This is a genomic window from Enterococcus sp. DIV0546 (assembly GCF_051712785.1).
Classification (GTDB): Bacteria; Bacillota; Bacilli; order Lactobacillales; family Enterococcaceae; genus Enterococcus; species Enterococcus faecalis.
In genome coordinates, this window is sequence record NZ_JBIOPO010000001.1 from 357,550 (window position 1) to 383,738 (window position 26,189).

19 protein-coding genes, 1 tRNA gene and 1 other annotated feature are annotated in these 26,189 nt (G+C 34.2%); of the genes, 16 read left to right on the forward strand and 4 right to left on the reverse strand.

The genetic code is table 11. The features are described from left to right. The first annotated feature begins 4 nt into the window (after positions 1 to 4). Positions 5 to 1,291 carry a TPM domain-containing protein gene (locus IGJ24_RS01810; RefSeq protein WP_289865498.1) on the forward strand — a complete coding sequence of 429 codons (1,287 nt, stop codon included), beginning with the start codon at positions 5 to 7 and terminating at the stop codon, positions 1,289 to 1,291. A 39-nt stretch (positions 1,292 to 1,330) separates the two neighbouring features. Here the strand turns inward: IGJ24_RS01810 and nrdF are convergent, their stop codons facing one another. The 4 genes from nrdF to IGJ24_RS01830 all read right to left on the reverse strand — a co-directional run bounded on the left by nrdF (position 1,331) and on the right by IGJ24_RS01830 (position 5,240). Beyond that, positions 1,331 to 2,296 (reverse strand): class 1b ribonucleoside-diphosphate reductase subunit beta, encoded by a 966-nt coding sequence (nrdF, locus tag IGJ24_RS01815; RefSeq protein ID WP_002355357.1) that lies wholly within the window; start codon positions 2,294 to 2,296, stop codon positions 1,331 to 1,333. Between the two features lie 200 nt (positions 2,297 to 2,496). Next, positions 2,497 to 4,656, reverse strand: a complete 2,160-nt coding sequence (gene nrdE / locus IGJ24_RS01820) for a class 1b ribonucleoside-diphosphate reductase subunit alpha (RefSeq protein WP_002355358.1) — start codon at positions 4,654 to 4,656, stop codon at positions 2,497 to 2,499. Further along, positions 4,637 to 5,014: a class Ib ribonucleoside-diphosphate reductase assembly flavoprotein NrdI gene (gene nrdI / locus IGJ24_RS01825; RefSeq protein WP_002355359.1), complete on the reverse strand. Its 378-nt coding sequence runs from the start codon at positions 5,012 to 5,014 to the stop codon at positions 4,637 to 4,639. The genes nrdE and nrdI overlap by 20 nt, the downstream gene beginning before the upstream one ends. A 1-nt stretch (position 5,015) precedes the next feature. Beyond that, positions 5,016 to 5,240 carry a redoxin NrdH gene (locus IGJ24_RS01830; protein ID WP_002355360.1) on the reverse strand — a complete coding sequence of 75 codons (225 nt, stop codon included), beginning with the start codon at positions 5,238 to 5,240 and terminating at the stop codon, positions 5,016 to 5,018. A 514-nt stretch (positions 5,241 to 5,754) separates the two neighbouring features. Here IGJ24_RS01830 and IGJ24_RS01835 point away from each other — a divergent pair. The 15 genes from IGJ24_RS01835 to tyrP all read left to right on the forward strand — a co-directional run bounded on the left by IGJ24_RS01835 (position 5,755) and on the right by tyrP (position 26,174). Next, positions 5,755 to 6,228, forward strand: a complete 474-nt coding sequence (locus IGJ24_RS01835; protein ID WP_289865499.1) for a ferrous iron transport protein A — start codon at positions 5,755 to 5,757, stop codon at positions 6,226 to 6,228. Next, complete coding sequence (gene feoB, locus IGJ24_RS01840) at positions 6,225 to 8,375, forward strand: ferrous iron transport protein B (protein ID WP_002355363.1); 2,151 nt, start codon at positions 6,225 to 6,227, stop codon at positions 8,373 to 8,375. Before IGJ24_RS01835 ends, feoB begins: the two co-directional genes overlap by 4 nt. A 6-nt stretch (positions 8,376 to 8,381) precedes the next feature. Then, complete coding sequence (locus IGJ24_RS01845; protein WP_033591464.1) at positions 8,382 to 8,519, forward strand: hypothetical protein; 138 nt, start codon at positions 8,382 to 8,384, stop codon at positions 8,517 to 8,519. Positions 8,520 to 8,600: 81 nt separating this feature from the next. Then, positions 8,601 to 8,674: transfer RNA gene (locus tag IGJ24_RS01850), tRNA-Lys, on the forward strand. Between the two features lie 728 nt (positions 8,675 to 9,402). Beyond that, positions 9,403 to 9,564, forward strand: a complete 162-nt coding sequence (locus IGJ24_RS01855) for a hypothetical protein (RefSeq protein WP_164980804.1) — start codon at positions 9,403 to 9,405, stop codon at positions 9,562 to 9,564. Positions 9,565 to 10,354: 790 nt separating this feature from the next. After that, entirely contained in the window at positions 10,355 to 12,262 is a 1,908-nt protein-coding gene (locus IGJ24_RS01860; protein WP_438775346.1) for an FtsX-like permease family protein, read from the forward strand. A 24-nt stretch (positions 12,263 to 12,286) separates the two neighbouring features. Next, positions 12,287 to 12,952, forward strand: a complete 666-nt coding sequence (locus tag IGJ24_RS01865) for an ABC transporter ATP-binding protein (protein ID WP_002361207.1) — start codon at positions 12,287 to 12,289, stop codon at positions 12,950 to 12,952. Between the two features lie 1,408 nt (positions 12,953 to 14,360). Then, a complete protein-coding gene (locus tag IGJ24_RS01870) occupies positions 14,361 to 16,340 on the forward strand; it encodes a sensor histidine kinase (RefSeq protein ID WP_129193910.1) in 1,980 nt (659 codons plus the stop codon). Next, entirely contained in the window at positions 16,321 to 16,929 is a 609-nt protein-coding gene (locus IGJ24_RS01875; protein WP_289865501.1) for a response regulator transcription factor, read from the forward strand. The genes IGJ24_RS01870 and IGJ24_RS01875 overlap by 20 nt, the downstream gene beginning before the upstream one ends. 516 nt (positions 16,930 to 17,445) lie before the next feature. Beyond that, the gene (locus IGJ24_RS01880) at positions 17,446 to 18,321 is read left to right on the forward strand and encodes an aldo/keto reductase (protein ID WP_033921793.1); all 876 of its coding nucleotides are present in this window, start codon (positions 17,446 to 17,448) and stop codon (positions 18,319 to 18,321) included. Positions 18,322 to 18,343: 22 nt separating this feature from the next. Further along, positions 18,344 to 18,826, forward strand: a complete 483-nt coding sequence (locus tag IGJ24_RS01885; protein WP_002355441.1) for a VOC family protein — start codon at positions 18,344 to 18,346, stop codon at positions 18,824 to 18,826. 166 nt (positions 18,827 to 18,992) lie between these two features. Next, positions 18,993 to 20,438 carry a cardiolipin synthase gene (gene cls, locus IGJ24_RS01890; RefSeq protein WP_289865502.1) on the forward strand — a complete coding sequence of 482 codons (1,446 nt, stop codon included), beginning with the start codon at positions 18,993 to 18,995 and terminating at the stop codon, positions 20,436 to 20,438. 291 nt (positions 20,439 to 20,729) lie between these two features. Further along, positions 20,730 to 20,944: a binding site (T-box leader), on the forward strand. A gap of 191 nt (positions 20,945 to 21,135) precedes the next feature. Then, a complete protein-coding gene (gene tyrS, locus IGJ24_RS01895) occupies positions 21,136 to 22,392 on the forward strand; it encodes a tyrosine--tRNA ligase (protein ID WP_002355444.1) in 1,257 nt (418 codons plus the stop codon). 298 nt (positions 22,393 to 22,690) lie between these two features. Then, positions 22,691 to 24,553, forward strand: coding sequence for a tyrosine decarboxylase (gene tdc, locus IGJ24_RS01900; RefSeq protein WP_002355450.1), 1,863 nt, complete (start codon positions 22,691 to 22,693; stop codon positions 24,551 to 24,553). A 202-nt stretch (positions 24,554 to 24,755) separates the two neighbouring features. Further along, positions 24,756 to 26,174 (forward strand): tyrosine-tyramine antiporter, encoded by a 1,419-nt coding sequence (tyrP, locus tag IGJ24_RS01905; RefSeq protein WP_002355453.1) that lies wholly within the window; start codon positions 24,756 to 24,758, stop codon positions 26,172 to 26,174. The last annotated feature ends 15 nt before the right edge of the window (positions 26,175 to 26,189 follow it).

The window sequence follows — 26,189 nt, forward strand, 5'->3', positions numbered from 1 at the left end:
AAGGTTGGATAAAAAAGTCGAAAAAATTCAAGAAAAAGTTCGTTTGTTTTATAAAAAGCATCAGCGGAATACAGCGATTGTTGTGGTAATTAGTTTAAGTATGATTTTAATATTAGGAATGGCTGCTTGGTATGAAGGAAAGGGAATCTCCTATGAAGCAAAACAAACTGCACTGAGAGAGAAGCAACATACCTTACAAAAAAAGAGAGACGATATTTTAGCAGGGAAAATGACTGAAGCGTCAACCCAGACAACAATAAATAACTTTTCTAAACAAGAAATAACTGGTGAAAATGAATTAGTGACAATTACTGGAACGAATGGGCAGTTGAACATTAATGATGCTAATATCTATGTTTCAGATAATGCAGGTATTGTCTCAAATCAACTTAAACAGAAAATGTTTCAATTGAATCAACAATTGTTGGAAAATGCGAATGGCGCACAATTTATGCTTATTACCGTTACTGCGTTACCTAGTGGGGAATCTGTTGAATCTTACAGCAATAAGATTGCTAATCAATTAGGTGTAGGGGATCGTGAAAAAAATAATGGTGTGGTTTTTCTAATGGCAATTGAGGATCGCGAGTCTCGCTTGGAAGTTGGATATGGCTTAGAGAGTATTTTAACGGATAGCTATGCGGATGATATTATTAATAATGAAGAAGTAAAAGAGGCTTTTAGAGACGAGGATTATAATACAGGTCTCAATAAAATTATTGATCAAGTATCGGCTGTAATCAATTCAAAAACCGCACAAGTGGATAATGAATTAACAAATATACAAACAGAGTTAAACACTAACACAACGAAAAGAAATGTTCTTTTAATGGCAAGTATTGCTGGGATGCTCATTTGTGCTGTTTATATTTTACAAATTTTAAGAACAAGAACACTTGTTAAAAAAATGTATCAAGATTATTTGAATTGTTTACCAACAAAGGCTGTCCCAAATAACTCAGAACAGACAAAGAAAGTATTAAATAAGATGAAAAAGACTTCTTTTTATTGTTTATATCTTAATGGAGCAACGTTATTTGCCACAAAAGGGAAAATAAGACGTGCCACTAAGCGTGGTTCTTTACTAAGTATATATCCAAATGCAAAAAAACAATCTTTTGGGCGTTTATTAGTAGGAGATACTTTATATAGTTATGATGGTAGTGTTTTGACGTATGCTTATTTAAACTCACAATACAATCCGTCTAATCATAGTAGTTCTGGTAGCAGCAGTGGTGGTTCATTCGGTGGCGGCTCATTCGGCGGTGGCGGTGCCTCAGGAAGTTGGTAAAATAAAAAGCTAGAAACGTTAATCGTTTCTAGCTTTTTACTATTTATCTAAACCGTAAAGATAGTCATCATCTTTCATGGCTTCAACTGTTCCTAGTAAATAGCCATTTCCTACTTGGGAGAAGAAGTCATGGTTGCTAGTTCCTGTCGAAATACCATTCATTACAATCGGGTTCACATCATTGGCTGTATCCGCAAATAAGGGATCCATACCTAAGTTCATTAAAGCTTTGTTGGCGTTGTAACGTAAAAAGGTTTTTACTTCTTCGGTCCAACCTAAGTCATCATATAATTCTTCTGTATAACGTTCTTCGTTTTCGTACAATTCGTAAAGTAAATTATACATCCAGTCTTTTAGTTTATCTTGCTCATCTTCTGGTAATTCATTAAATCCTAATTGGAATTTATAGCCAATATACGTGCCGTGCACTGATTCATCACGGATAATCAATTTAATAATTTCAGCGACGTTCGCTAGTTTATTGTTTCCTAAATAGTAAAGAGGAGTGTAAAACCCAGAATAGAATAAAAACGTTTCTAAAAATACACTAGCAATTTTTTTCTCTAACGGAGTACCGTTTTTATAAATTTCGTTAATCCGTTCTGCTTTATATTGCAGATGTTTGTTGGTATTTGTCCACTCAAAAATATCATCAATCTCTTTTTTTGTATTTAATGTACTGAAGATAGAAGAATAACTTTTGGCATGGACAGATTCCATGAATTGGATGTTATTTAAGACGGCTTCTTCATGGGGCGTCCGCACATCATTTCTCAGTTGATCCATGCCGCTTTCTGATTGAACAGTATCTAATAAAGTTAAACCGCCGAAAACGTAGCCGACAGTAGTTTTTTCTAAATCGGAAAGAGTCCGCCAATCATCTAAGTCATTGGATAACGGAATCCGTGTATCTAACCAAAATTGTTCGGTTAATTTTTCCCAAGTGGATTTATCAATGACGTCTTCAATGGCGTTCCAGTTAATTGCTTCATAATACGTTGCCATGGTTATTCCTCCTGTATGCTGGGACAGCAGTCTGTTTGACTAGTTGTCTCGTTTCTTCGCTTAAAACGTTCTACAGAGTCCAAATAGGAGCGTGCAGCCGTTCTTCTTTGTTCAGTATATCTGAAAATGTCCTGTTTAAAAAGAGAACATTCCTAAAAAATAAGACGCTCAAGCAGAACGCCTTATTTAAGTACTTTTCATTAAATCACGCAAGACTCACATTGATTGCTGCCAATTTCTTCAGCATCATCTGTAAATGTACGAATATAGTAAATTGATTTAATCCCTTTGTTGAACGCATAATGACGTAAAATGTTCAAGTCACGGGTTGTTTGTTTTGGTGTTTCTTTCCATTCATACAAGCCTTCAGGGATTTCTGAACGCATAAACAAGGTTAAACTCATTCCTTGATCAACGTGTTGTTGCGCTGTTGCGTAGACATCAATCACTTTGCGCATATCCATGTCGTAAGCAGAAGTATAGTAAGGGATTGTATCATTAGCTAAATAAGGCGCTGGATAGTAAATCTTACCAATTTTCTTCTCTTGACGTTCTTCAATCATGCGAGTAATTGGATGAATGCTGGCACTAGTATCATTAATATATGAAATTGAACCATTTGGCGCTACGGCTAAACGATTTTGATGATAAAGACCATCTTTTTTCACAGCATCGCGTAACGCAGCCCAATCTTCAGCTGTTGGAATCTGAATGTCTTTGAAGATTTCTTTCACTTTATCAAATTTTGGTGTAAAGTTGCCTTCAATATATTTATCGAAGTAAGCACCAGAAGCATAATCTGATTTTTCAAAATTGTGGAAGACTTGGTTACGTTCTTTCGCAATTTGGTTACTTTCCATTAAAGTCCAGTAATTTAATAACATGAAATAAATGTCTGTAAAGTCTAATGATTCTTCAGAGCCGTATTCCATATGATTTTTAGCGAAGAAGGTGTGTAAGCCCATTGCGCCTAGCCCGATTGTATGGCTTAAACGATTTCCATTTTGGATAGTTGGCACGACATCAATTTCAGAAGCATCTGTTACAAAAGTTAACGCACGCGTCATAGCGCGAACAGATTTTCCAAAGTCAGGACTTTCCATTAAATTAACAATGTTAGTTGAACCTAAGTTACAACTAATATCTGTTCCTAAAACTTCATATTCTTGTTTCCCATTAATAACAGAAGGCGTTTGAACTTGAAGAATTTCAGAACATAAGTTACTCATGATAATCTTGCCATCAATCGGATTGTTTTTGTTAGCTGTATCAATATTGATGATATAAGGATAGCCAGATTCTTGTTGTAATTTAGAAATTTCATTTTCTAAGTCACGGGCTTTAATTTTACGTTTACGTATGTTTGGATTGGCCACTAGGTTATCATATTCTTTGGTGATATCTACATAGGAATAAGGCACACCATATTCACGTTCCACACTATAAGGACTAAATAAATACATATCTTCGTTGTTACGTGTTAATTCGTAAAATTTATCTGGAACAATAACACCAAGAGACAACGTTTTTACACGGATTTTTTCATCAGCGTTTTCTTTTTTAGCAGATAAGAACATTTCAATATCTGGATGGAAGACGTTTAGATAAACCACACCAGCACCTTGACGTTGACCTAATTGGTTAGAGTAGCTAAAGCTATCTTCAAATAATTTCATAACAGGGACAACACCACTTGCTGCGCCATCATAACCTTTGATTGGTGCGCCCGCTTCACGTAAGTTGGAAAGAGTAATTCCTACGCCGCCGCCGATTCGTGATAATTGAAGGGCAGAATTAATTGAACGCCCAATGCTGTTCATATCATCTGTTACTTGAACTAAGAAACAAGAAACCAATTCGCCTCGACGTTTACGTCCAGCGTTTAAGAAAGAAGGTGTGGCTGGTTGATACCGTTGATGGATCATTTCATCCGCCAATGTTAAAGCCAACTCTTCATCGCCATCCGCAAAATACAAGGCATTAAAGGCAACCCGATCTTCATATGTTTCTAAATACTCTGTTCCGGCGTTGTTCTTTAAAGCGTATTGAGAATAAAATTTATAAGCCGCCATGAAAGACTTGAATTGGAAATGTTGTTCATCTAAGAAAGCATATAATTTTTCAATAAAGTCCATTGAATATTTTTCGATGAATTCAGTTTCAATAAAATCTTCTTTCATTAAAAAGTTGATTTTTTCTTCAGCAGAGCTGAATTTACGTGTATTCGGTTCTACATTTTCTTTAAAGAAGGCTGCGAGTGCTTCTTTATCTTTATTTAAAGGGATTTGACCATCAACAGGACGGTTAATCTCGTTATTCAGTTTGAAATAGCTGACATCTTTAATTTCTTTTAGACTCAATTTCTTCCACTACTTTCTTAAAGGTCTCCACGTCTTCGTCTGTTCCGCTAAACTCAAAGGAGTATAGAAGCGGAACGTGGTAATCGCGGGCAATATCTTTGGCGGTATAGACAAATAATTCAGCAAAATTACGGTTGCCCCCACCAGCTACACCAACTAACAGTTCTTGATTACTTTTATAATCAAGAAAGTCATTCACTACCTCTGTAATTTCTGCATCATAGGTAGGAATGACAAGAATAAAAGGCTCATTTATTTCAAAAAAAGGATTCGCTGGCTCAAGTTCATAAGCAGGCAAATCCAATTTTTTAATAAAGCGCCTTGTTTGACCGGTGACTGAAAAATAAACAAGTTTCATCTTAGCTAGCCAATTGTTTTAATTGGTCTGGACGGAAACCAACAACGGTTGTTGCTTCAGATGTGATTACCGGTACGCTTTGGAACCCTTGTTCTTTTAACCAGTCGATAGCATCTGGTTGTGCGTCGATATTGATTTCTTCAAAAGCGATGTTATTTTCACTTAGGAAACGTTTCGCCATTTTACATTGGATACAGTTATTTTTTGAAAAGATTTTTACGTTCATTGAAAGTTCCTCCTCTTTTTTTCTACATAGACTAGTATAAATCTATGTAGAAAAAAGTCAACACTTTAACACTATATATTGTGGTGCGTTTTTCTCATAATACTAGTTTTTGTGTTTTTGAAAGAAAAATGAAAACACGTGAATCCTCGTTTTTGGGAGAAAAAACACATTGGTCAGTGTTTGACAAACAAAAAAATTAAAATTTTGAAAGAGAACATTTAGTGAAAAAACACTAAATATTGTGTTGACATTTGAGTTAGGCACAAGAAGAAAAAATAAGCGGATTTGTTATTGAATGAGTGGAATTTTATAGTAGCTAGTAACATAAAAAACAAGAACTGACTTTTTTTCAAAAATGGTAACCTGAAAAAAGTGTCTCTATTATAGAAGGAAAATAGAAGAAAACAGGAGATACATCCAGAAATTCATTGACTTTCCGTGTAAGCAAGCGTATTCTTTTAATTGAGAACGATTCTCATTTTCGTTTGAAACTTTTTCACATGGAGGAAAGTAAATGATTACGTTAGCGCAGGCAGAAGTTGGGAAAGTCTATACAGTCGAAAGCGTCCAAGCAGATGTTCAGACAAAGAAACATCTGAACAATTTAGGTGTCGTTGCAGGCCAAGCAGTTGTCCTTATCAATTATCAGAATCAAAATGGTATTGTTTTATTACATAATAGTCGAATTGCGCTGACAGATACGATTTTACAAGCGATTCATGTGGAGGAGCGCTCGGCGAATGAGAAAGTTTGGGTCTCCTTGGATACCTTGAAAGTTGGAGAACGCGCTACAATAGTAGGGATCCACGGACAAGGAGCGGTGAAACGTCGGTTGATGGACATGGGCTTAACAAAAGGAACAGTAATTTTTATTCGCAAAGTAGCTCCTTTAGCTGATCCAATTGAAATCAATGTACGTGGCTACGAACTAACGTTACGAAAAAGTGAAGCGGAACTAATCTTGGTTGAAAAGGAGGAAAGCGAATGACTCAGCAAATTGCACTAGCCGGCAACCCTAATAGCGGTAAAACGACAACGTTCAATATGTTAACAGGAGCCAACCAATATGTTGGAAACTGGCCAGGGGTGACTGTGGAACGCAAAGAGGGGGTGGCAAAGAAAGATAAGACACTCATTATTCAAGATTTGCCAGGGATTTACTCTCTTTCTCCTTATACGCCTGAAGAAATTGTGGCACGAGATTATCTTTTGGAGGACCAACCTTCAGTGATTTTGAATATTCTCGATGTGACCAATTTGGAACGGAATCTTTATTTAACAACACAATTAATTGAAACCGGATTACCGGTTGTTTGTGCGTTAAATATGATGGATTTGTTGGAAAAAAACGGCCAAACATTGAATAGTGAAAAGTTAAGTTATGGCTTAGGCGTGCCTGTCGTTGAGATTAGTGCTTTGAAGAATCGTGGGTTGGATCATGCTTTAAAACAAAGTAAGCAGCGAGCGAATGCCATAGAGACAGAGGTTATTTATCCTTCTTATGATAATCGCTTAGAAGCAGCACTTGCTGAAATTGTTGATATTTTAGGGAATACTGTTCCTGAAACGCAACAGCGTTGGTATAGTTTAAAACTTTTTGAACGAGATGTTCGAACCAAAGAGCAATTATTATTGAGTTCTTTTCAAGAAAAAGAAATTGAAGAAGTCATTCAAATTACTGAAAAAATCTTTCAAGATGAAAGTGAAGCGATTATCATCAATGAACGCTATGCCTTTATTGCTCGATTAATTGCTTTATGTGCGACGAAAAAAACAGAAATGACATTTACTCACAGTGATAAGATTGACCGAGTGGTAACCAATCGGTGGTTGGCGTTGCCAATCTTTGCGTTTGTGATGTGGTTGGTCTATTACTTGTCTATTCAAACGGTTGGTACAATGGGGACAGACTGGTTAAACGATGTCTTTTTCGGGGAATGGGTTCCTCAATTTGTAGGAAATTGGTTGGCGCAATGGCAAGTAGCGCCATGGATGCAAAGTTTAATTTTAGATGGGATCATTGCAGGGGTTGGGGCTGTGTTAGGCTTTTTACCACAACTGGCCGTCCTGTTTTTATGTTTAGGTTTTTTAGAAGATTGTGGCTATATGGCACGGATTGCCTTTGTCATGGATCGCTTGTTTCGGAAATTCGGCCTATCTGGTAAGTCGTTTATTCCAATGTTAATTGCGACAGGTTGTGGGGTCCCAGGCGTGATGGCTAGTCGAACGATTGAAAACGAACGCGATCGGCGAATGACTATTATGGTCACGACTTTTATGCCATGTTCGGCGAAGTTGCCAATTATCGCTCTGATTGCAGGTGCATTTTTTCCTAACCAAAGTTGGGTCTCGCCCTCTGCTTATTTCTTAGGGGTTGCTTCCATTGTGTTGTCAGGGATTGCTTTAAAAAAGACCAAGCATTTTTCGGGAGATCCAGCACCATTCATTATGGAACTTCCCGCCTATCATTTGCCACAGCTTAGAAGTGTGGTTCGACATGCCTATGAACGATGTCGCTCATTTGTAAAAAAAGCAGGCACGATTATTTTTGTTTCCAGTATTCTCATTTGGTTCATGTCCCATTATTCTGTGACGTTTCAACCCGTTCCAGAAAGTCAAAGTATTCTAGCATTTCTAGGTAAAGGGTTGGCGGTGCTATTTATCCCATTAGGTTGGGGGAATTGGCAAGGGGCAGTTGCTACAATTACAGGATTGATAGCGAAAGAAAATATTATTGGTACCTTAGGCATTTTATTTGGCAATGTGAAAGATGTTTCTGAAAACGGGGTAGAAGTCTGGGGCGCACTGCAACACACCTTTACACCAGTCGCGGCCTATTCGTTCTTAACTTTTAACTTATTATGTGCACCTTGTTTTGCTGCAATTGGCGCAATTCGCCGTGAAATGGGAGACCTCAAATGGACATTAGGAGCCATTGGTTATCAATGCGGTTTGGCTTATATGGTTAGTTTTGTGATTTATCAATTGGGCCATGTGTTAGTCGAAAAAGGCACACTAACTCTGGGGACTTTTTTAGCGATGGGTGTTGTTTTAGCTGGATTTTATTTCCTTATAAGAAAACCAAAGCCAGGCAAAGAAAGTGTCCAAGCAATCACTTCTTTAGAAAGAGGGTAATAACGGATGGCAACAATTATTTTATCCATTTTAATTTTTGGAACAGCAGGAATCATCACCTATCGACGAATCAAAAAAGGGGAAAGTTGTGAAGATTGTCAAACAGCTTGTCCTGTAAAAAAAGAACAAGCTTCACAAGAATAACAACTGAAAAAAATTCCCTCTTGTATAAATAATAGCGGAGTGCTACAATATTGAGGTAGCTGAAAAGCCATTTTATACAACGGGGGCATAGCTCAGTTGGTTAGAGCATCTGACTCTTAATCAGAGGGTCTAGGGTTCGAATCCCTATGCCCCCATTGGGTGCCAAACCCACGAGAACGGTATTCTGTCGGCGTCTTAGGACGTTTCGAAGACGGAGTACGCGTTCTCTTTTTTTGCGCTTTGTCAAATAATGTTGGTAAAGAGAAATTGTAGAATCCTGTCGAGTCCAGAGGAGAAAATCCTCTGGATTTTTTTGTATGTATTGAAAACCACCGGCTATGCAGGTGGTTCAGGTACGATTGTTGTATTTTTTGTATGAAGCAGCGAGAATCCCTGCATGCTGAATGGTTGATATTAAATAATAGACTGAGAGAAATAACAGTTTTTGTTGCATATCTACCTATTTGATAGGTCGTTTTTCTGTTGAGATTACGATAACTATTACAAATATGTTGTTCACGCTCGCTAAGAAAAGCGATAGGGAATAATAAGCTTTTTGGAAACTGGGTTGGACTCCAACTTTAGTGAAAGAATGTGTGAGTTAAGCAACGCTTTGTTTTCTCCTTGCTATTTTATGAACAGGTGTATCTCTAGACAAAATAATTTAAAAAAGTTGTAGGCATTTCATATTACCTGTTATTTTATTTTATAACATTTAAAGTGTAAACATTACTAAAAATTTGTCTATGGAGTCATAACAATTTTCCGCTTTTACTTATTTAATTTACATTCCTGTTCCTTTAAACTATATACATGGTATTTCATTATTTGTAAATTTAAAATGATTTTATGAAGCGAGTAGTAATATATAAGGAGGAAAAGCATGCAGAATCAGGTGTATTTAATAAATAGTGATCAAGAGAAATTTAAAAAGGAAAATAGTTCGGATGTAGCTGTAGATAAAGTTCCAGGTAGAGGGACTGTTGTGTTGACATTTATGTCTGCTAGAATATGTAATTTCGATTGTACATATTGCTTTGCTTAAGAAAGAAAAAATTGAAGAAGTAAAAGAATTTTTACATGAAAATAGTACGATTAGCTACGAAAAAATGAGAACCATATTAAGTAAGCATAATTTGTGTACATACCCAAATACAAATAGTCAAAGTAATATCGTGTTTGAGTTGAATAGTCGGAAACTATTTGAAATTCCTTTATTTGCTATTCAAAAAAGAATTGAGAGAGTGACTAAAGGCATATATTATTTAAATTTATTGTTGATAGCTGTAATGTTAATTGGATTTCCAATTATTATTAAATTTCCAGTTCAACTAATGGATTCTTACATAAGCCAGATAAATTTTTCAACTTTAAATGTGACTACTGTATACTGATGTTTTTCTCATTATGCTTATTTATCATTACAAATAATTGGTGGTTTGGTTATATAGCTCTTCTTAATATAGGGTATCTTTTTAGTAGTTTATTACCGCTATCAACGAGTGATGGATACCATATTTTTACAATCATATATGGTAGTGAAGGGACAAGATGGCAGTTATTGTTGCTTCTTGCAGGAGTAATAAAAAAAGAGACCTCAATTTTAAAAAAATTTCAAAACAAAAAAATGATTGGATTGTTTCTTTATTTTATTCTTTCATATGTTATTGGTATTGCAGGGATTTTTTCTATTATACGTATAACATTGAATTATCTAAACGTATTTGGATTTAGTTCAACAGTACTAAGCATTTTCGTCTATGTAATGGCATTTATAAGTCTAATACAAGTACTTCTTTCTTTTAAGAAAGCATTAAAATCTTTTTGAAGACATTATGAAGGATGTGAGAAATATGTGGATATATATTCGAGAAAATTTAAAAAAAAATAGTAGTAAGTTTCTTTTCATCATATTGATATTTTTTGTAACAATGCTGCTATTGACATTTTCTTTAGGAGTTATTTATACAATAAACTACAGAATTGAAAATGAGTTAGCAGACTATTTATTAAAAAAAGACTTTAAAAATATGAAATTATTTTTACAATTAGGGACGGGAGTTCTTGTAGGTTTTTCTTTATTTATTATTTATAATACATACTCGATTGTTATTCAAGGGAGAAAGAAAGAATTCCAACTGCTATATAAGTTAGGTATGAAATACAAAAAAATTCAGCAGATTTTAAGTATTGAAAGCTTTCTGCTAAGTTCTGTTACAGCCGTTATTGGACTTTTCACAGGCATAGTGTTTTCAAGAGTATTTTTGTCTAATTATCAAGACATGAAGGTCGAACATATTCCAATTTATATTTATCTACTAGTTATTGTTTCTGCAATTTTATTTTTTATATGGTGCGGTTCAAAAAATCTAAAAAGTATGAATATCGAAGTAGAAAGTAAACAGAAAGAAGGCAGCACGTTTAAGTTTCAATCTACTATTAAAGAAAAATTTTTATTTAGAATTAAGTTAGCTTTAGGTATTATCCTTTTGATTGTTTCAATTGTTAGTGGATACACAACTATGAAAATAATTTTACTATTTACAGGTTTAATCTTGATTTTTGATCCGTTAATAGCAGGGACCTTGGCGTCTCTTCGTTTTTTGTCGCTCCGTTTTAACCGACTTTCTTTGTTCGTTGCTGTGGAAGAAAATTGCTGGAATATTAAAAGAATCAGCTCATTAATATCTACATTGGCCTTTTCAGTTATGCTTCTAGTAGGAATGTTAACCTTTTTTCATTCTGTCAAGGAAGCTGTTGTACAAAAGGTAGATGAGACCTATAGATTTGAACATATACTTGTGATGAATGAATTATCTGAGGTCAAAGAAGAAAAAGTTAAGGCTTATTTGCAGAACTTATATCCACATGCAACTTTTGAGATTGCTTTAAGTATGGAGATTGAAAAAGAAAATAATGAAAACACTTTGATTTTGACAGGCGTTTCTTCTAACTTCAAAAATATTCAAGTGTTAGAAATGGAAAAAGAGTTTAATATTAAAGATTTTGATTTAAATAATGATAGTTTGAATGTATTATTTCCGTCACAGTTAGCTGAAAAATCAAAGATCAAACGTAATCAAGTCATAGATTATTCCTTTGATAAAGACAAATCTATAAAAATTAGTCCGAAAGATTTTTATCAGCCGTTGGATCTACAACAAGTGTTTACATCCAAATCTGCTTTAACAGAGTATTTATTTGGAAAGGATGTTAAAGGAATTTACAACACAATCTATTTGAATCGGCTGAGTGATGAAGAAATAAAAGAATTCACAAAGTATTTATCTATTGAAAATTATAACTTAATGAATATTGGTGATCTAAAAGATAAATACAAAAATCAAGCAATTAAACAAACTGAAATGATTGAAGCATTTATTTATGCGCTGATCTTTTTCAGTGGAGCAATCATATTAAATATGTTTATTCTTTCAATTAGTTCTAGACAAAGAATATACAAAGGATTGTTAATTATGGGGATGAAAAGAAAAGCTTTGCTAATCAGTATGTTAATAGAAATGTCTATTATCTATATTTTAGGTGTTGTTTTAGGTTGGCTTTTCGGGCTTACATTTGCTGAAGGTGGGATTAAGATGATGGAAGAAGTTATTGTATTCGAACCTGTCATTAATATTCCTTACTTGCAAGTATGTTCAATATTAGTTGTTATCTATTTGATACTTGTCTTGGGGATTATTTTAATTTCTAGAGTTATTTTAAAAGAAAAAAATAGGAAGTAAGAATCTGAATAGGAAGGTGAAAATATGATTGAACTAAAGTCTGTCGAAAAGGAATACGGAATAAATGGACACTCTCAGCAAGTTCTAAATGGTATAACAATTACTTTGGAGAAAGGTAATATTTATGCTTTAGTGGGACCGTCTGGCTCAGGTAAATCTACTTTGCTGAACATTATTGGTGGGTTAATTCATCCCACTAAAGGGGAAGTGAAAATAGGGGATAAGAACATCACAGAATTTAATAGTAATCAATTAGCTGAATTACGTACTAATGATATTGGATTCATTTTCCAAGATTTTAATTTGATTCCCTTTCTAAATGTAAAAGAAAACATTCTTTTCTCGCTTCGTTTAAAAGGTGAAAAGATTGAAAATCATTCAGATAATTATGAACAGCTAGTCAATTGGTTAGGAATTAAGAAGATTGAAGAAAAATATATAAATGAAATTTCTGGTGGTGAGCAGCAACGTACGGCAATTGCCCGTTGTTTACTAATGGAACCTAAAATTATTTTGGCTGATGAACCTACAGGTAATTTAGATAAAAAAAATACAGATGCATTCTTGAAACTGATTCGAACGCTTCCATTTATGGAAAACAAGGTTTTCATTATTGTAACACATGATGAATCTGTAGAGCGATTCTGTGATCAAGTTTTTAAATTGGAAGAAGGACAAATCATAACTTAGGATATTTTAATTTTTTATGAGATATCAAAAAAAGAAGGAAGTAGGGATAAAAAATGCTTTTACATGATTTTGATTTCGAAGATTTGGACAGTATTGAAGAAGTTATTACACCAAATAAAGGTTCAGTAACTTGTTGCTAGAAATTTGAATTTTTGCGAGGGCTTAGGAGTGTTCTTCTTGGCCCTTTTAATATTGTCTTTTTAAATAAAAAAAATGAAGTTATAGAAAAATAATAGACGAATAGTCTTGTCAAAGTTTTATCTATTCTTTAGACATGAAACTAAAAAAGATTATTTGTCAACTAATTAGTATTAAATTAATTAGTAATGAGCGGCAGTGTGTGTTAATATGTATAGTATAAATAAGACTTAGATTGAATTGCTCAGATGAATTAGAAATAGAATATAGTAGAACTTAATGTACTATGTATTCCTGTTTTATGATTTAGCTCGCAGAATGTTAGTGAAATTCCGGTCATTTTTTAATCTTCATTACTTTTTATCACTTAGATATTAGAGTGATGATTTTTGAATAAGTTCGGTCTGATCTCTACTTCAAGTAAGAATAATTATCTTAGTTGAAGTAGAGAATGTTATTATAATTTGATGTAAGCGTTTTTTGGTGTAGAAGATTGGTCAATATGCTAAGTACTTAAAAAATATGTTATATCCGATTATTTTCTTGTAGTTTTTCTTACAATACATATTGCGTTTAGGATCAAATCTCTCCATGGACTTGGTTAGACTTAACTAATTAATGGTGGAGATAACGAGTACTTTGTTTGACTATAGGTGTGTTTCCGTATTCAGAGTTACTTAATTGATTTAGTCGTTAATAAAAATCAGCATATTTCGCTAACTTGGTTTTATCGGAAAAACGGTTAAAGAATCAACTTCTTTATTTGAATTGCGCCAATTTGATTATTTTAAAATGACACTTCTTTTAGCTCAGACAACGTTGGATTGTCTGTCATAAAGTGAATATCTAATTTCTCGGAACCTAACATCTAAACCAAAAAAAGTCCCTTGTGAAGGGCTCTTATCATTATTTACTCGGAATGTGCATAGGTACTGTAAGATACCTCGAAATTTCGTTGCTTAACGACAGCTTTGCTCGAATTCATTGAGTTTCTCTCATTAGGCTAGCCGCCTAATCTCTACTAGAGGTGGACTCAGCTAATTTGTTGGAGGCTATACCAATGATCTAGGCAAATTTTATATTACAGACTAGCTGCAAGGAGAGCTAACATCTTCTCGTAAGTTTTTTCTAAGACTTGTTATTCAGGAATGTTACACAGTATCTAAGTAAAAACCGTTATTTTTATTAAAAAAATTGGGGGATAGTTCATAAGATAGAATGAAGGGATAAGCATTCTCTCAAAATATATATTACGAGGAGAAAGTACTTGGTGGATAAGCGAAAGAAAGTTGGAATTGGTTTGAAATGGTTGGTTACCATATCATATATTGTTATTTACTCAGCATTTATGGAAAAAGAAATGAGCTTCCTAAGTTTACTATGCAGTATATATATCATTTTTTTAGGAAGTTTTGTCTATATAAAGCTCCCCCAAAAACTATATTCATTATCTTTTTTTTCATTAACTTTCTATTTGGGTTGGACAGTGTTATTGGTTTACTCGGATATATGGGTTCTAAAGCTAGTAGGACTATTTCTTTTATGTTGCCATCCATTAACCCTTTATCTGTTTTTGTATTCCTTTATACATATAGATGATAAGAAAAAACTTAATAAAAATCGTATTCTTCTATGTTGTGTTTCACTATACAGCTATTTGGCTCTGTTACTTGATTTTTATGTAGGACCTACTTTGATCTTGTTAATGATTTCGTCAATTACTGTCAATTATTTAACAATTATTAAAGAAAAGAAATTTTTTTTTAGTGCACTAAAATATAAAGTTTTGATTACTTCATTACTACTCTCTTTTGTACTACTTATCTTATTTTATTTTATATGCCTGCTTTCCCCAGAGTTATCTTTTTATAACTGGGATAAAATTACCATACTAGTTACTATTTTACCAACTGGTGTAGTTTATATTCTCGTTAAGGAAAGAGAGATTATATTATCTGAAAAATTTCTGTTAGCGTTTTGTATCTTAGTATATAGTGCATTTTTCTTCTTAATTCTAGAAGTAATTGGTATTGTTCTCTGGAAAAGTTTCATTTTGACTATTCTTTTTACCCTAGTATGTTATTTGACTCATCTATCAATAAATGCAATACGTTCAAATAAAGTAAAACAATTAAAAAATAATTTTAGGAATTTAAATAACGAAAAGTTAGAAGTACTAGATCAAGTTACATACTCGCGATTTCTCAATAATGTATCTGAATTATTGCTCGACAAATTAGAAGAATTAACTGCGAGCCAAAGACTAGCTGTATTTGTTGAATCAAAAGAAGGGTGTTATTTACTATGTCAAAAAGGCGAAACAGTTTTTAATTCACTAAAAAAAGAGATTCATTCACTAAAAAAACAAAAACAAAAAATTAAGTTTCGAAAAAAAGAATATACCTGTATACCCATAATAATCTCTGGATATACAGTTTGGATTTTCTTTGAAAACAATGACAATGATATTGATTTGAAATCTATACATAAAACTGTAGAACAACATGGAACCTTGATAATTACCGTAAGATTACTTCACTTAAATAGCAAAAGTTATGTGAAAGATCCAATAGAGGTCTGTCAATTGTTAAGAATCAAGCTGTTTAATAGTATGGAGATTGAGAAGAAAAATTACGCTAATTATCTTCACGATAACATACTCCAGTCTGTTATTGGACTCCATACTTTAATATCAAATTTGTCAGGAGATGTCATGGTTACGGATTTAATTAATGAGGAGTTTTCAAAATTAGTTAGTTCCATACGTTCTGAAATCTTTAACACGTATCCATCAACGCTTTACCATCTTACTTTTAAAGAAAACTTACAAATATTAATTGATGATTTTAACAAAAAATATCCGAAGACAGAGTTTATATTGGATTATAGTATTGAGGAAATAATACCACAGCATGTTATTGCTCCACTATATCGGATCGTGAAAGAGTTAAATGAAAATATTGGAAAACACGCAGATGCTGAAATAGGAAAAGTAACAGTTGAAATAGACAACGCTGAGATTCAGTTGATAGTAGAAGACGATGGAGTAGGGGTTGGCAATATTTTAGAGTTTGAAAAATCGTTAATTCAGACGAATGATCACATCGGCCTACTTTCGATAAAAAATGACATTAATTGGCTGAATGGTTCATTTAAGATGTTGTCTTTACCAGGTCCAAACAGCGGTACGAAAGTTTGGGTCACTATTCCTTGTATGAAGGGAGAGCAATATGAAAATATTACTAGTTGATGACCATAAATTGATTGGGAAAAGTCTCGGGATGACTTTAAAAAACTATGCAGATGTTAAAGAGTTTAGATATATTTCAGATCCAATCACGGTTTTTGAAATGATTGAAACATATCGACCATCGATAATTTTGATGGATATTCACATGGGTATGTTCAATGGCTTGGAATTGGGAGAAGAAGTGTTGAGAAAAACAAAAACAAAATTAGTTTTTTTATCTGGATTTGATTTAGCAGAGTATAGAGATAAAGCAATTGGTATCGGAGCTAATGGTTTTTTAGACAAACATATAGCGGTTGACTCTTTGATTGAGAATTTGAAAAAAATAAGCTATGAAGACAAAAAAATATTTCCTCAAACAAGTAGACATGATTTAAAGCACAACCTAATTACTCCTCGAGAAAAAGAAGTATTAAGAATTTTATCGCAAGGAGTAAAACAATCAGCAATAGCTTCCAAAATGAATATTACTGACCGAACTCTTCGTAACTATGTTTATTCCATCAATGAAAAGTTAGAAACAAATTCTGCAATTGCTTCAGTTGTTAAAGCAATTGAACTGGGTATTATAAATGTACGCCTTCAATAATAAATTTTGTTGGAATAAACAGAATTTAGTGTGTTGTATTCTTATAACAAATTTATTATTGTAATTTCAGATTATCTGTTAGAAGTAGATATTCAGAGAATTACAACTTTAAATTGTACTAATGTAGTAACTTCTTTTTTTATTTTTAAAAACAAAGTCATTTTTAGCAATTATAGCTTCCTAGTTAGCGAAACTGAAAGATTCTTCTTTTTTTGGACATTAAAAGAAGCCTATGGCAAGTTCCTCGGAGTAAGGCTAGATTTTAGCTATATGAAAAATTAATCAATGGAACTTCATTGAAGCTAAAAAATGGGAAAGCTACCAAAATCAGTTAGTAACTTTATTGCTGATACCTGAAAAACTAATAAAAAACTAGTATATTTTGTTTCTGGCAGTTCAGGTAATAAAAAAAGTTAAAAATTTTTCAGGCTAAAAAAGCGAATTTACCAAAAAGCGCACTTTTTGGTTCCTATGAAACGAAAAAGTACGTACTATACAGCATGTACGGCACGGTATATGATGATATCAGAAAACGTTAAAGGAGCGAATCAAATGATTACATCACTAGCAGATACAGTAACATTAAACAACGGCACTAAAATTCCAGGAATGGGTCTCGGGGTATTCCAAATACCAGATGAAGAGACAGCAAAAGTGGTCGAAGAAGGGATTATCAATGGTTATCGTTTAATCGATACAGCGCAAATCTATGGCAATGAATCTGGCACAGGAGCAGGAATTAAAGCAGGCTTAGCGGTAACTGGTTTGAACCGTGAGGACTTATTTGTTACCTCGAAAGTTTGGAACGCGCATATTTCCTATGATGAAACAATTCAAGCTTTCAATGATAGTTTGGAACGTTTAGGTTTAGATTATTTAGATTTGTATTTAATTCATTGGCCAGGAAATAATTCTTACAAAGAATCATGGCAAGCTTTAGAAACTTTATATGCTGAAGGAAAAGTGAAAGCAATTGGTGTCAGCAACTTCCAAGTTCATCATTTAGAAGATTTACTTTCTTATGCAAAAGTTGTTCCGGTAATTAACCAAGTGGAACTACATCCAAAATTGGATCAAAAAGAAGTGCGTGATTTCTGTGAAAAACATGATATCAAAGTTCAAGCTTGGTCACCATTGATGCAAGGCCAATTATTATCGAATGAAACCATTTTGGCGATTGCTGAGAACCATAATAAATCAGCAGCGCAAGTGATTTTACGTTGGGATATTCAACAAGATATCTTATTAGCCGTGAAATCTGTCCACAAAGAACGGATGATTAGCAATGCAGCGGTCTTTGATTTTGAACTAAGTGCAGAAGAAATGGCACAAATTAACCAATTGAATGAATCGTTACGTGTGGGACCAGATCCAGACACGTTTGATTTCTAAAAATTAACTAGGAGGAGATACAATGAGTGAAGCAGTTAAAGGTTTTTCAGTAGTCAACCACGTGGGGATTACAGTCAGTAATTTGGATGAATCAGTAAAGTTTTATGAAGCATTAACAGGAACAAAAATCGCAAATCGTGATGAAATTGGTGGAAAACGGATGGCCCAAACACAAGGGTTAGATGATACATTAATCAAGTATGCCAATGTGCATCTAGAAAACATCAATATTGATTTATTAGAATATGTTAAACCAAAATCAGAAAAAGCTTCTTATTCCAACGAACAAATTAGTGCAATGCATATGTGTTTCGAAGTGGAAGATATTGATGCAGCTGTTGCACGTTTAAGAGCGATTGGCGTAGAACCTGATGGAGAGCCGATTACATTCCAAGAAGAAGATGGCTTGAAGAGCGGTTTTGGTACAGGGGTTGCTTACTTTACCGATCCAGATGGTACAAATTTAGAATTGATTGCTCCTAAAGGTCCATTTACACGAAATTAAGTTAAAAGACTTTCAAACAAACATCAAAAAGAACCCCTCATTCTAGTTACTGATACTAGAATGAGGGGTTCTTTTTATTTTTTGAGACAGAAGTCGCTAAAGAAAAGATATTCCAAATCCGTAATTGATGGTATACTAAAACGTAACAAATAAAGGAGGAAGACAATTGATTCTTAGCGTCTTAACAGTTATTTATTTTATTAATGCAATTATTGCGGGAATTACCATTTTGTTAAAACCTCGAGATGTAGCAGCAATTTGGGCATGGCTACTCGTACTGATTGCTCTACCCGTTTTTGGTTTTTTCTTATATTTATTCTTTGGGCGCGGTTTAACCGACAAAAAGAAATTTTATTTGCAACAAAGTGATTTGCGGGAATTAGAGAATTTTCAGAATTTCCAAGAAGAAAGTTTTGAACTTTATAGTCAAAAGATGCCGACGGAGGAGCAACAACAGTTTACAGACTTTTTTTCCTCGTTAAATAGGATGCCTCTGACTAAGAAAAATGATGTTGAAATTTTTACGGATGGTACGGAAAAATTCAATGCGTTGATGGCGGACATAAAAAAAGCTCAGCACTCCATTCATATTGAATATTATGCCTTTGTAACGGATCATATCGGCACCAAAATTTTGAACTTATTAGAAGAAAAGGCGGCTGAAGGGGTTGAAGTGCGGTTGCTTTACGATGCCTTTGGCTCAAAGGGCACCAAGGTTCATCATTTGAATGAATTGAAAAAAAACGGCGGTTTTGTCCAAACATTTATTACTTCTCAAAAAGCACTTTTGAAGTTTCGTTTGAATTATCATGATCACCGGAAAATTGTTGTTATTGACGGAAAAGTAGGCTACATTGGCGGCTTTAATATTGCCGATCAATATGCCGGAACGACTAAAAAGTTTGGCTATTGGCGGGATACGCATTTACGGATTCAAGGGCCAGCAGCCTCATTACTGCAAATGCGTTTTTTAATGGATTGGAACGTCTCTTCCCCCGAGAAAAATCGTGTGGCGTATCAATTGGATTATTTCTTTAAACTTGAAGCATTGGTGCCAGAGGCAAATACATCCATTCAGATGATTGCCAGTGGTCCTAACAGTGACCGTGAACAAATTAAATTGGCCTTTATTAAATTGATTACTTCTGCCAAGAAAAGAGTCTGGATTCAAACGCCGTATTTAGTTCCTGATGATAGTGTCTTGGCTGCTTTAAAGGTTGCTGCGGCTTCAGGAGTAGATGTTAAAATTATGATTCCAGATAAGCCCGACCATCCGTTTATTTATCGAGCAACACAGTATTACGGCCGCTTATTGATGAAAGAAAATATTGAAATTTTAATTTATAACGGTGGTTTCTTACATGCGAAAACAATGATTATGGATGATGAAGTCTGCACAGTTGGTTCAGCCAATCAAGATATCCGAAGTTACAAATTAAACTTTGAAGCAAATGCTGTGTTATATGATAAAAAAATCATTGATCAATTAGAAGCAATTTTCTTAGAAGATCGAAAAAAATGTACAACAATGACTCCAGAAGTTGTTCGCGACATGTCAAAATGGTTGATTTTTAAACAACAAATTTCACGATTATTTTCACCAATTCTTTAAAACTGTTTTTCACAAAATGACGAACTTCGGATCAGAAGTTCGTCATTTTTCTTCGGAAATTTTATAAAAGTATAGAAAATCACAAAAAAAGTCAAAAAAATTTTAAAGAATATTTTTTAAATTTTTTCGTTATTTTTTTATCTGTATTTGCTGTTAAAACAAATAAATATTATTTTGAATTTGTTATTTTATTTTTGTGAAAAAGGGACATCTTTTATAAAAGTAAAAAAAATTAAGCAAAGAGTGTTGACAAAAAAAACGAAAAGGAATATGCTACATGTACAAGTTAAATACAAAGCAATGACAGAAAAGCAGTAGAGAAATAACCACTGTTACAGAAAGCTAGTGGCGCTGGAAACTAGTACACGTTATTTATCGAATTACATTCTTGAGCTTCTGCCTACAGGGCACGGGTAACAGCGTTATTTGTTAAGAGGTATATAGTATTTTAAATAAACTAAACTATGTATAAATTTGGGTGGTACCACGAGAAATTCGTCCCTAAGTCGTTTCGACGGCTTAGGGATTTTTTGTATTCTTTTTTTGAATACGTGGCAGACCAAAGAAAATTTCGTGAACCCGTGTATACATAGAAATAAACACGGGATATCGTGTAAAAACAAGTGTGTTAATCGTTTGTTTCGTTAAATGAACGATTTCCTATAAAGAGATAATTATAAATATGGAGGGTGATAACATGAATATCATTGACGAGCTAGCATGGCGTGATGCAATTAATCAACAAACAAACGAAGAAGGACTAAGAGAACTTACAGAAAATACGAGCATTTCGCTATATTGCGGTGTCGATCCAACTGGAGATAGCATGCATATTGGACATTTAATTCCTTTTATGATGATGAAACGATTCCAATTAGCAGGTCATCACCCATACATTTTAATTGGTGGCGGAACTGGAACTATTGGTGACCCAAGTGGACGAACAACTGAACGTGTTTTACAAACGATGGAAGCTGTGCAACATAATGTGGACAGTCTTTCAAACCAAATGAAAAAATTATTTGGTAAAGATGCTGAGGTAACAATGGTGAACAACTACGATTGGTTATCAGAACTATCTTTATTAGATTTTTTAAGAGATTACGGGAAAAACTTTAATGTCAACACGATGTTGGCAAAAGACATTGTCGCTAGTCGTTTAGAAAGTGGCATTTCCTTTACAGAATTCACATACCAAATTCTTCAATCAATTGACTTTTACACATTGCATAAAAAACATAATATTCAATTGCAAATTGGTGGCGCTGACCAATGGGGCAATATCACTGCAGGATTAGATTTGATTCGTAAAAAAGAAGGACCAGAAGCCAAAGTATTCGGGTTAACTATTCCTTTAATGCTAAAAGCAGATGGTACAAAATTTGGGAAAACAGCGGGTGGCGCTATCTGGTTAGATCCTAAGAAAACCTCACCATTTGAATTCTACCAATTCTGGTTAAACCAAGATGATCGTGATGTCATCAAATACTTGAAATTCTTTACTTTCTTAGATAAAGAAGAAATCGATGCGTTAGCTGAAAAAGTTGAAAAAGAACCAGGTAAACGTGAAGCACAAAGACGCTTAGCTGAAGAAGTGACACGATTTGTTCACGATGATGCAGCTTTAGAAGAAGCGCAAAAAATTTCAGAAGCTCTTTTCTCAGGCAACATTAAAGACTTAACGATTGAGGAAATCGAGCAAGGGTTAGAACATGTGCCAACTGTTGAAATTACCAAAGATGCTAAAAACATCGTAGATTGGTTAGTTGACACAGAAATCGAACCATCAAAACGTCAAGCTCGCGAAGATGTGAGCGGAGGAGCTATAAGTATTAACGGTGACCGAGTTACCGATTTAGATTTTGCAGTCGATCCAACACAACATTTCGATGGAAAATTCGTTGTTGTACGGAAAGGGAAGAAAAATTACTTTTTAGCAAAAGTAATGGATTAGAAATTGATAATAATTTCACGAAGAGAAGACGTGTGATTATTTGATCAAAGTTAAAATTCTATTTCTCCTTACAGGTAGTGGTGAAACCGTTAATACACCTAATAAGAGTGGGATTGTACACACAATCCCACTCTTATTTTTTTATATAATGGTTCTGACAAGACACCTTGTGAAAAAATTATAAAATTAAAGAGCTATGATAACCATTGTTATTTTTCTTCTTTACACTTTAGCCGTTTGGGTGTAAGTTGTGAATGCAAAATCTAATTCATTAAAATTTGTAAGGAGGAATTTTCGTATGAAAAACGAAAAATTAGCAAAAGGCGAAATGAACCTTAATGCACTATTCATTGGGGACAAAGCCGAAAACGGACAATTATATAAAGACTTGTTGATCGACTTAGTAGATGAACATTTAGGATGGCGTCAAAACTACATGCCACAAGACATGCCAGTTATCTCTTCTCAAGAACGCACATCTGAAAGCTACGAAAAAACTGTCAACCATATGAAAGATGTATTGAATGAAATCTCTTCTCGCATGCGTACACATTCAGTTCCATGGCATACAGCAGGTAGATATTGGGGACATATGAACTCAGAAACATTAATGCCTTCTCTATTAGCTTACAACTTTGCAATGCTATGGAACGGGAACAACGTTGCCTATGAATCATCTCCAGCAACTTCTCAAATGGAAGAAGAAGTAGGACATGAATTTGCTCACTTAATGAGCTACAAAAATGGTTGGGGACACATCGTTGCTGATGGTTCTTTAGCTAACTTAGAAGGCTTATGGTATGCCCGTAACATTAAATCATTACCATTTGCTATGAAAGAAGTAAAACCAGAATTAGTTGCTGGCAAATCAGATTGGGAACTATTGAACATGCCAACAAAAGAAATTATGGACTTATTAGAATCAGCTGAAGATGAAATTGATGAAATCAAAGCTCATTCAGCTCGTTCAGGTAAACATTTACAAGCAATCGGTAAATGGTTAGTTCCACAAACTAAACACTATTCTTGGTTAAAAGCTGCTGATATTATCGGTATCGGTTTAGATCAAGTTATCCCAGTACCAGTTGACCATAACTACCGTATGGATATCAACGAATTAGAAAAAATCGTTCGTGGCTTAGCAGAAGAACAAATTCCAGTGCTAGGTGTTGTCGGTGTAGTTGGTTCTACTGAAGAAGGTGCCGTTGACTCAATCGATAAAATTATTGCTTTACGCGATGAATTAATGAAAGACGGTATTTACTATTATGTACACGTTGATGCTGCTTATGGTGGTTATGGACGTGCCATCTTCTTAGACGAAGACAACAACTTCATCCCTTACGAAGATTTACAAGATGTTCACGAAGAATACGGTGTCTTCAAAGAGAAAAAAGAACACATTTCAAGAGAAGTGTATGATGCATATAAAGCAATCGAATTAGCAGAATCAGTAACAATTGACCCTCATAAAATGGGTTATATCCCTTATTCAGCTGGTGGTATCGTTATCCAAGATATCCGTATGCGCGACGTTATTTCTTACTTCGCAACTTACGTATTTGAAAAAGGTGCCGATATTCCTGCGTTACTAGGTGCTTATATCCTTGAAGGTTCAAAAGCTGGTGCAACAGCTGCTTCTGTATGGGCTGCACATCACGTTTTACCTTTAAACGTTGCAGGTTATGGTAAATTAATTGGTGCTTCAATTGAAGGATCACATCATTTCTATAACTTCTTGAATGATTTAACATTCAAAGTTGGCGACAAAGAAATCGAAGTCCACACATTAACTCATCCAGACTTCAACATGGTTGACTATGTGTTTAAAGAAAAAGGCAACGATGATTTAGTAGCAATGAACAAATTAAACCATGATGTATATGACTATGCATCATACGTTAAAGGAAATATTTACAACAACGAATTCATTACTTCACATACTGACTTTGCTATTCCAGATTATGGCAACAGCCCATTAAAATTTGTAAACAGCTTAGGATTTAGTGACGAAGAATGGAACCGTGCAGGTAAAGTAACTGTGTTACGTGCTGCTGTAATGACTCCATACATGAACGATAAAGAAGAATTTGATGTTTACGCTCCTAAGATTCAAGCTGCTTTACAAGAAAAATTAGAACAAATTTACGACGTAAAATAATTGAATCTTAAACGGAAAAAAGAAATGGTAACCGAACGAGGGAACGTTGGTCTGGTTGACTTATTCAAGAGATAAATCAACCAGATGGCTAACCTCTTAACCAATTCTTTGTCTGGGTAAGAGGCAGTCGAATGACTGTTTTACTCAGCGTATAACAGTCATTCATGCTCCTTATCCAAAATCTTATAAGGAGTGTACAAAATTGGATAAACAACAAGTTAAAAAAATTGAATTAGGTACTTTTATCGGTTTAACAATGGCATTGTGTGCAACTGTACGTAGTATCCCAACACTTGCTGCTGTTGGTTGGACATTAATTTCTTACACAATTTTCGCGGTCTTATTCTTTGCTGGTCCAATCGCATTGATATCTGGTGAATTATCTACGATGCTTCCTCAAGAAGGTGGCCCTCAACTTTGGGTTAAAACTGCCTTAGGTAGCAAATGGGGTTTTGTTGTCGCTTGGTTACTATGGGTGCAAATGTTCCCAGGAATGGTAATGGTTGCTTCTACATTAGGCCCTTTGCTAGGTAATACATTTGGTAATGTTCACTTAGGTGAAAATCATTGGTTCGTATTAGGTTGTATCTTAGTGATTTACTGGATTATTACAATCTTGAACTTAAAATTTGACATGGCGAAAGTTGGCGGAAATATTGGTGTTTGGCTAGGTGTTTACATCCCAGTATTAGTTATGTTTGTTTTAGGTCTTCTTTCAATGATTAAAGTAGGCTTAACACCTGGCGGCTATTTAGGTGCCTTCTCTTGGTCAAAAGTTTTACCAAACTTAGAAAATATGGACACATTTAAATATCTAGCAGGGATTGCGTTTATCTTTGTTGGGATTGAAATGTCTTCTGTTTATATTCCTCGTTTGAAAGATGCAACAAAAAATTATACAAAAGGCGTTTTCATTTCATTAATTGGTTTAGTCTTATTAAACGTTATTAATGCAATGTTTGTTGCTAATATTGTTCCAAATGGCAAAATGGAATTGTCTAACATTACACAACCAATTTTGCTTTATTGTGACGTTTTAGGTTTACCAACAATTATTGGTAATATCTTTAGTTTCATGGTCTTCTTAGGCGTGTTATTACAATTATCTGCTTGGGTTACTGGACCATCAAAAACAATTATTCAAGTTGCTCGTGATGGCTTATTGCCACCAAAATTTGGTTTCCATCGCGAAAATAAATATGGCGTTTCTCGTAACGTTGTGTTAACACAATCTGTAGTTATCTCATTATTCGCTTTACTTTATGGGGTAATGGATGATGTCAACGCTGTATTCTTAACTTTAACAAATGCAACAACAATTATTTATAGTATTGTGTATGTATTGATTGCGATTTCCCTAATTAAATTACGTAAATCTCAACCAGATACACTACGTCCTTACCGAATTGGTAAAAAAGGTAATGGCTTAGCTTATTTAGTGGCAGCAATGTTAATTTTTAGTGTTATCATTGTTATTTTCGCCACATTAGGTACAACAACCGTGACTGATGCAGTCTTAGTTGCATTAATCACTATTGTTATGTTTGTGATTCCGTTAATCATTAATCGCTTTAAAAAAGCAAGTTGGGCAACGGAAGTAAAAGAAGATTTAGGTGAATAAAAAGGCCAGCAATTA

Bases quoted from the DNA above. Each gene is read 5' to 3' on its own strand.
- nrdF (WP_002355357.1), bottom strand. From the start codon at position 2,296: ATGGCAACGTATTATGAAGCAATTAACTGGAACGCCATTGAAGACGTC.
- nrdI (WP_002355359.1), bottom strand. From the start codon at position 5,014: ATGAAACTTGTTTATTTTTCAGTCACCGGTCAAACAAGGCGCTTTATT.
- IGJ24_RS01830 (WP_002355360.1), bottom strand. From the start codon at position 5,240: ATGAACGTAAAAATCTTTTCAAAAAATAACTGTATCCAATGTAAAATG.
- IGJ24_RS01835 (WP_289865499.1), top strand. From the start codon at position 5,755: ATGATTACGTTAGCGCAGGCAGAAGTTGGGAAAGTCTATACAGTCGAA.
- feoB (WP_002355363.1), top strand. From the start codon at position 6,225: ATGACTCAGCAAATTGCACTAGCCGGCAACCCTAATAGCGGTAAAACG.
- IGJ24_RS01845 (WP_033591464.1), top strand. From the start codon at position 8,382: ATGGCAACAATTATTTTATCCATTTTAATTTTTGGAACAGCAGGAATC.
- IGJ24_RS01855 (WP_164980804.1), top strand. From the start codon at position 9,403: ATGCAGAATCAGGTGTATTTAATAAATAGTGATCAAGAGAAATTTAAA.
- IGJ24_RS01860 (WP_438775346.1), top strand. From the start codon at position 10,355: ATGAAGGATGTGAGAAATATGTGGATATATATTCGAGAAAATTTAAAA.
- IGJ24_RS01865 (WP_002361207.1), top strand. From the start codon at position 12,287: ATGATTGAACTAAAGTCTGTCGAAAAGGAATACGGAATAAATGGACAC.
- IGJ24_RS01875 (WP_289865501.1), top strand. From the start codon at position 16,321: ATGAAAATATTACTAGTTGATGACCATAAATTGATTGGGAAAAGTCTC.
- IGJ24_RS01880 (WP_033921793.1), top strand. From the start codon at position 17,446: ATGATGATATCAGAAAACGTTAAAGGAGCGAATCAAATGATTACATCA.
- IGJ24_RS01885 (WP_002355441.1), top strand. From the start codon at position 18,344: ATGAGTGAAGCAGTTAAAGGTTTTTCAGTAGTCAACCACGTGGGGATT.
- tyrS (WP_002355444.1), top strand. From the start codon at position 21,136: ATGAATATCATTGACGAGCTAGCATGGCGTGATGCAATTAATCAACAA.
- tdc (WP_002355450.1), top strand. From the start codon at position 22,691: ATGAAAAACGAAAAATTAGCAAAAGGCGAAATGAACCTTAATGCACTA.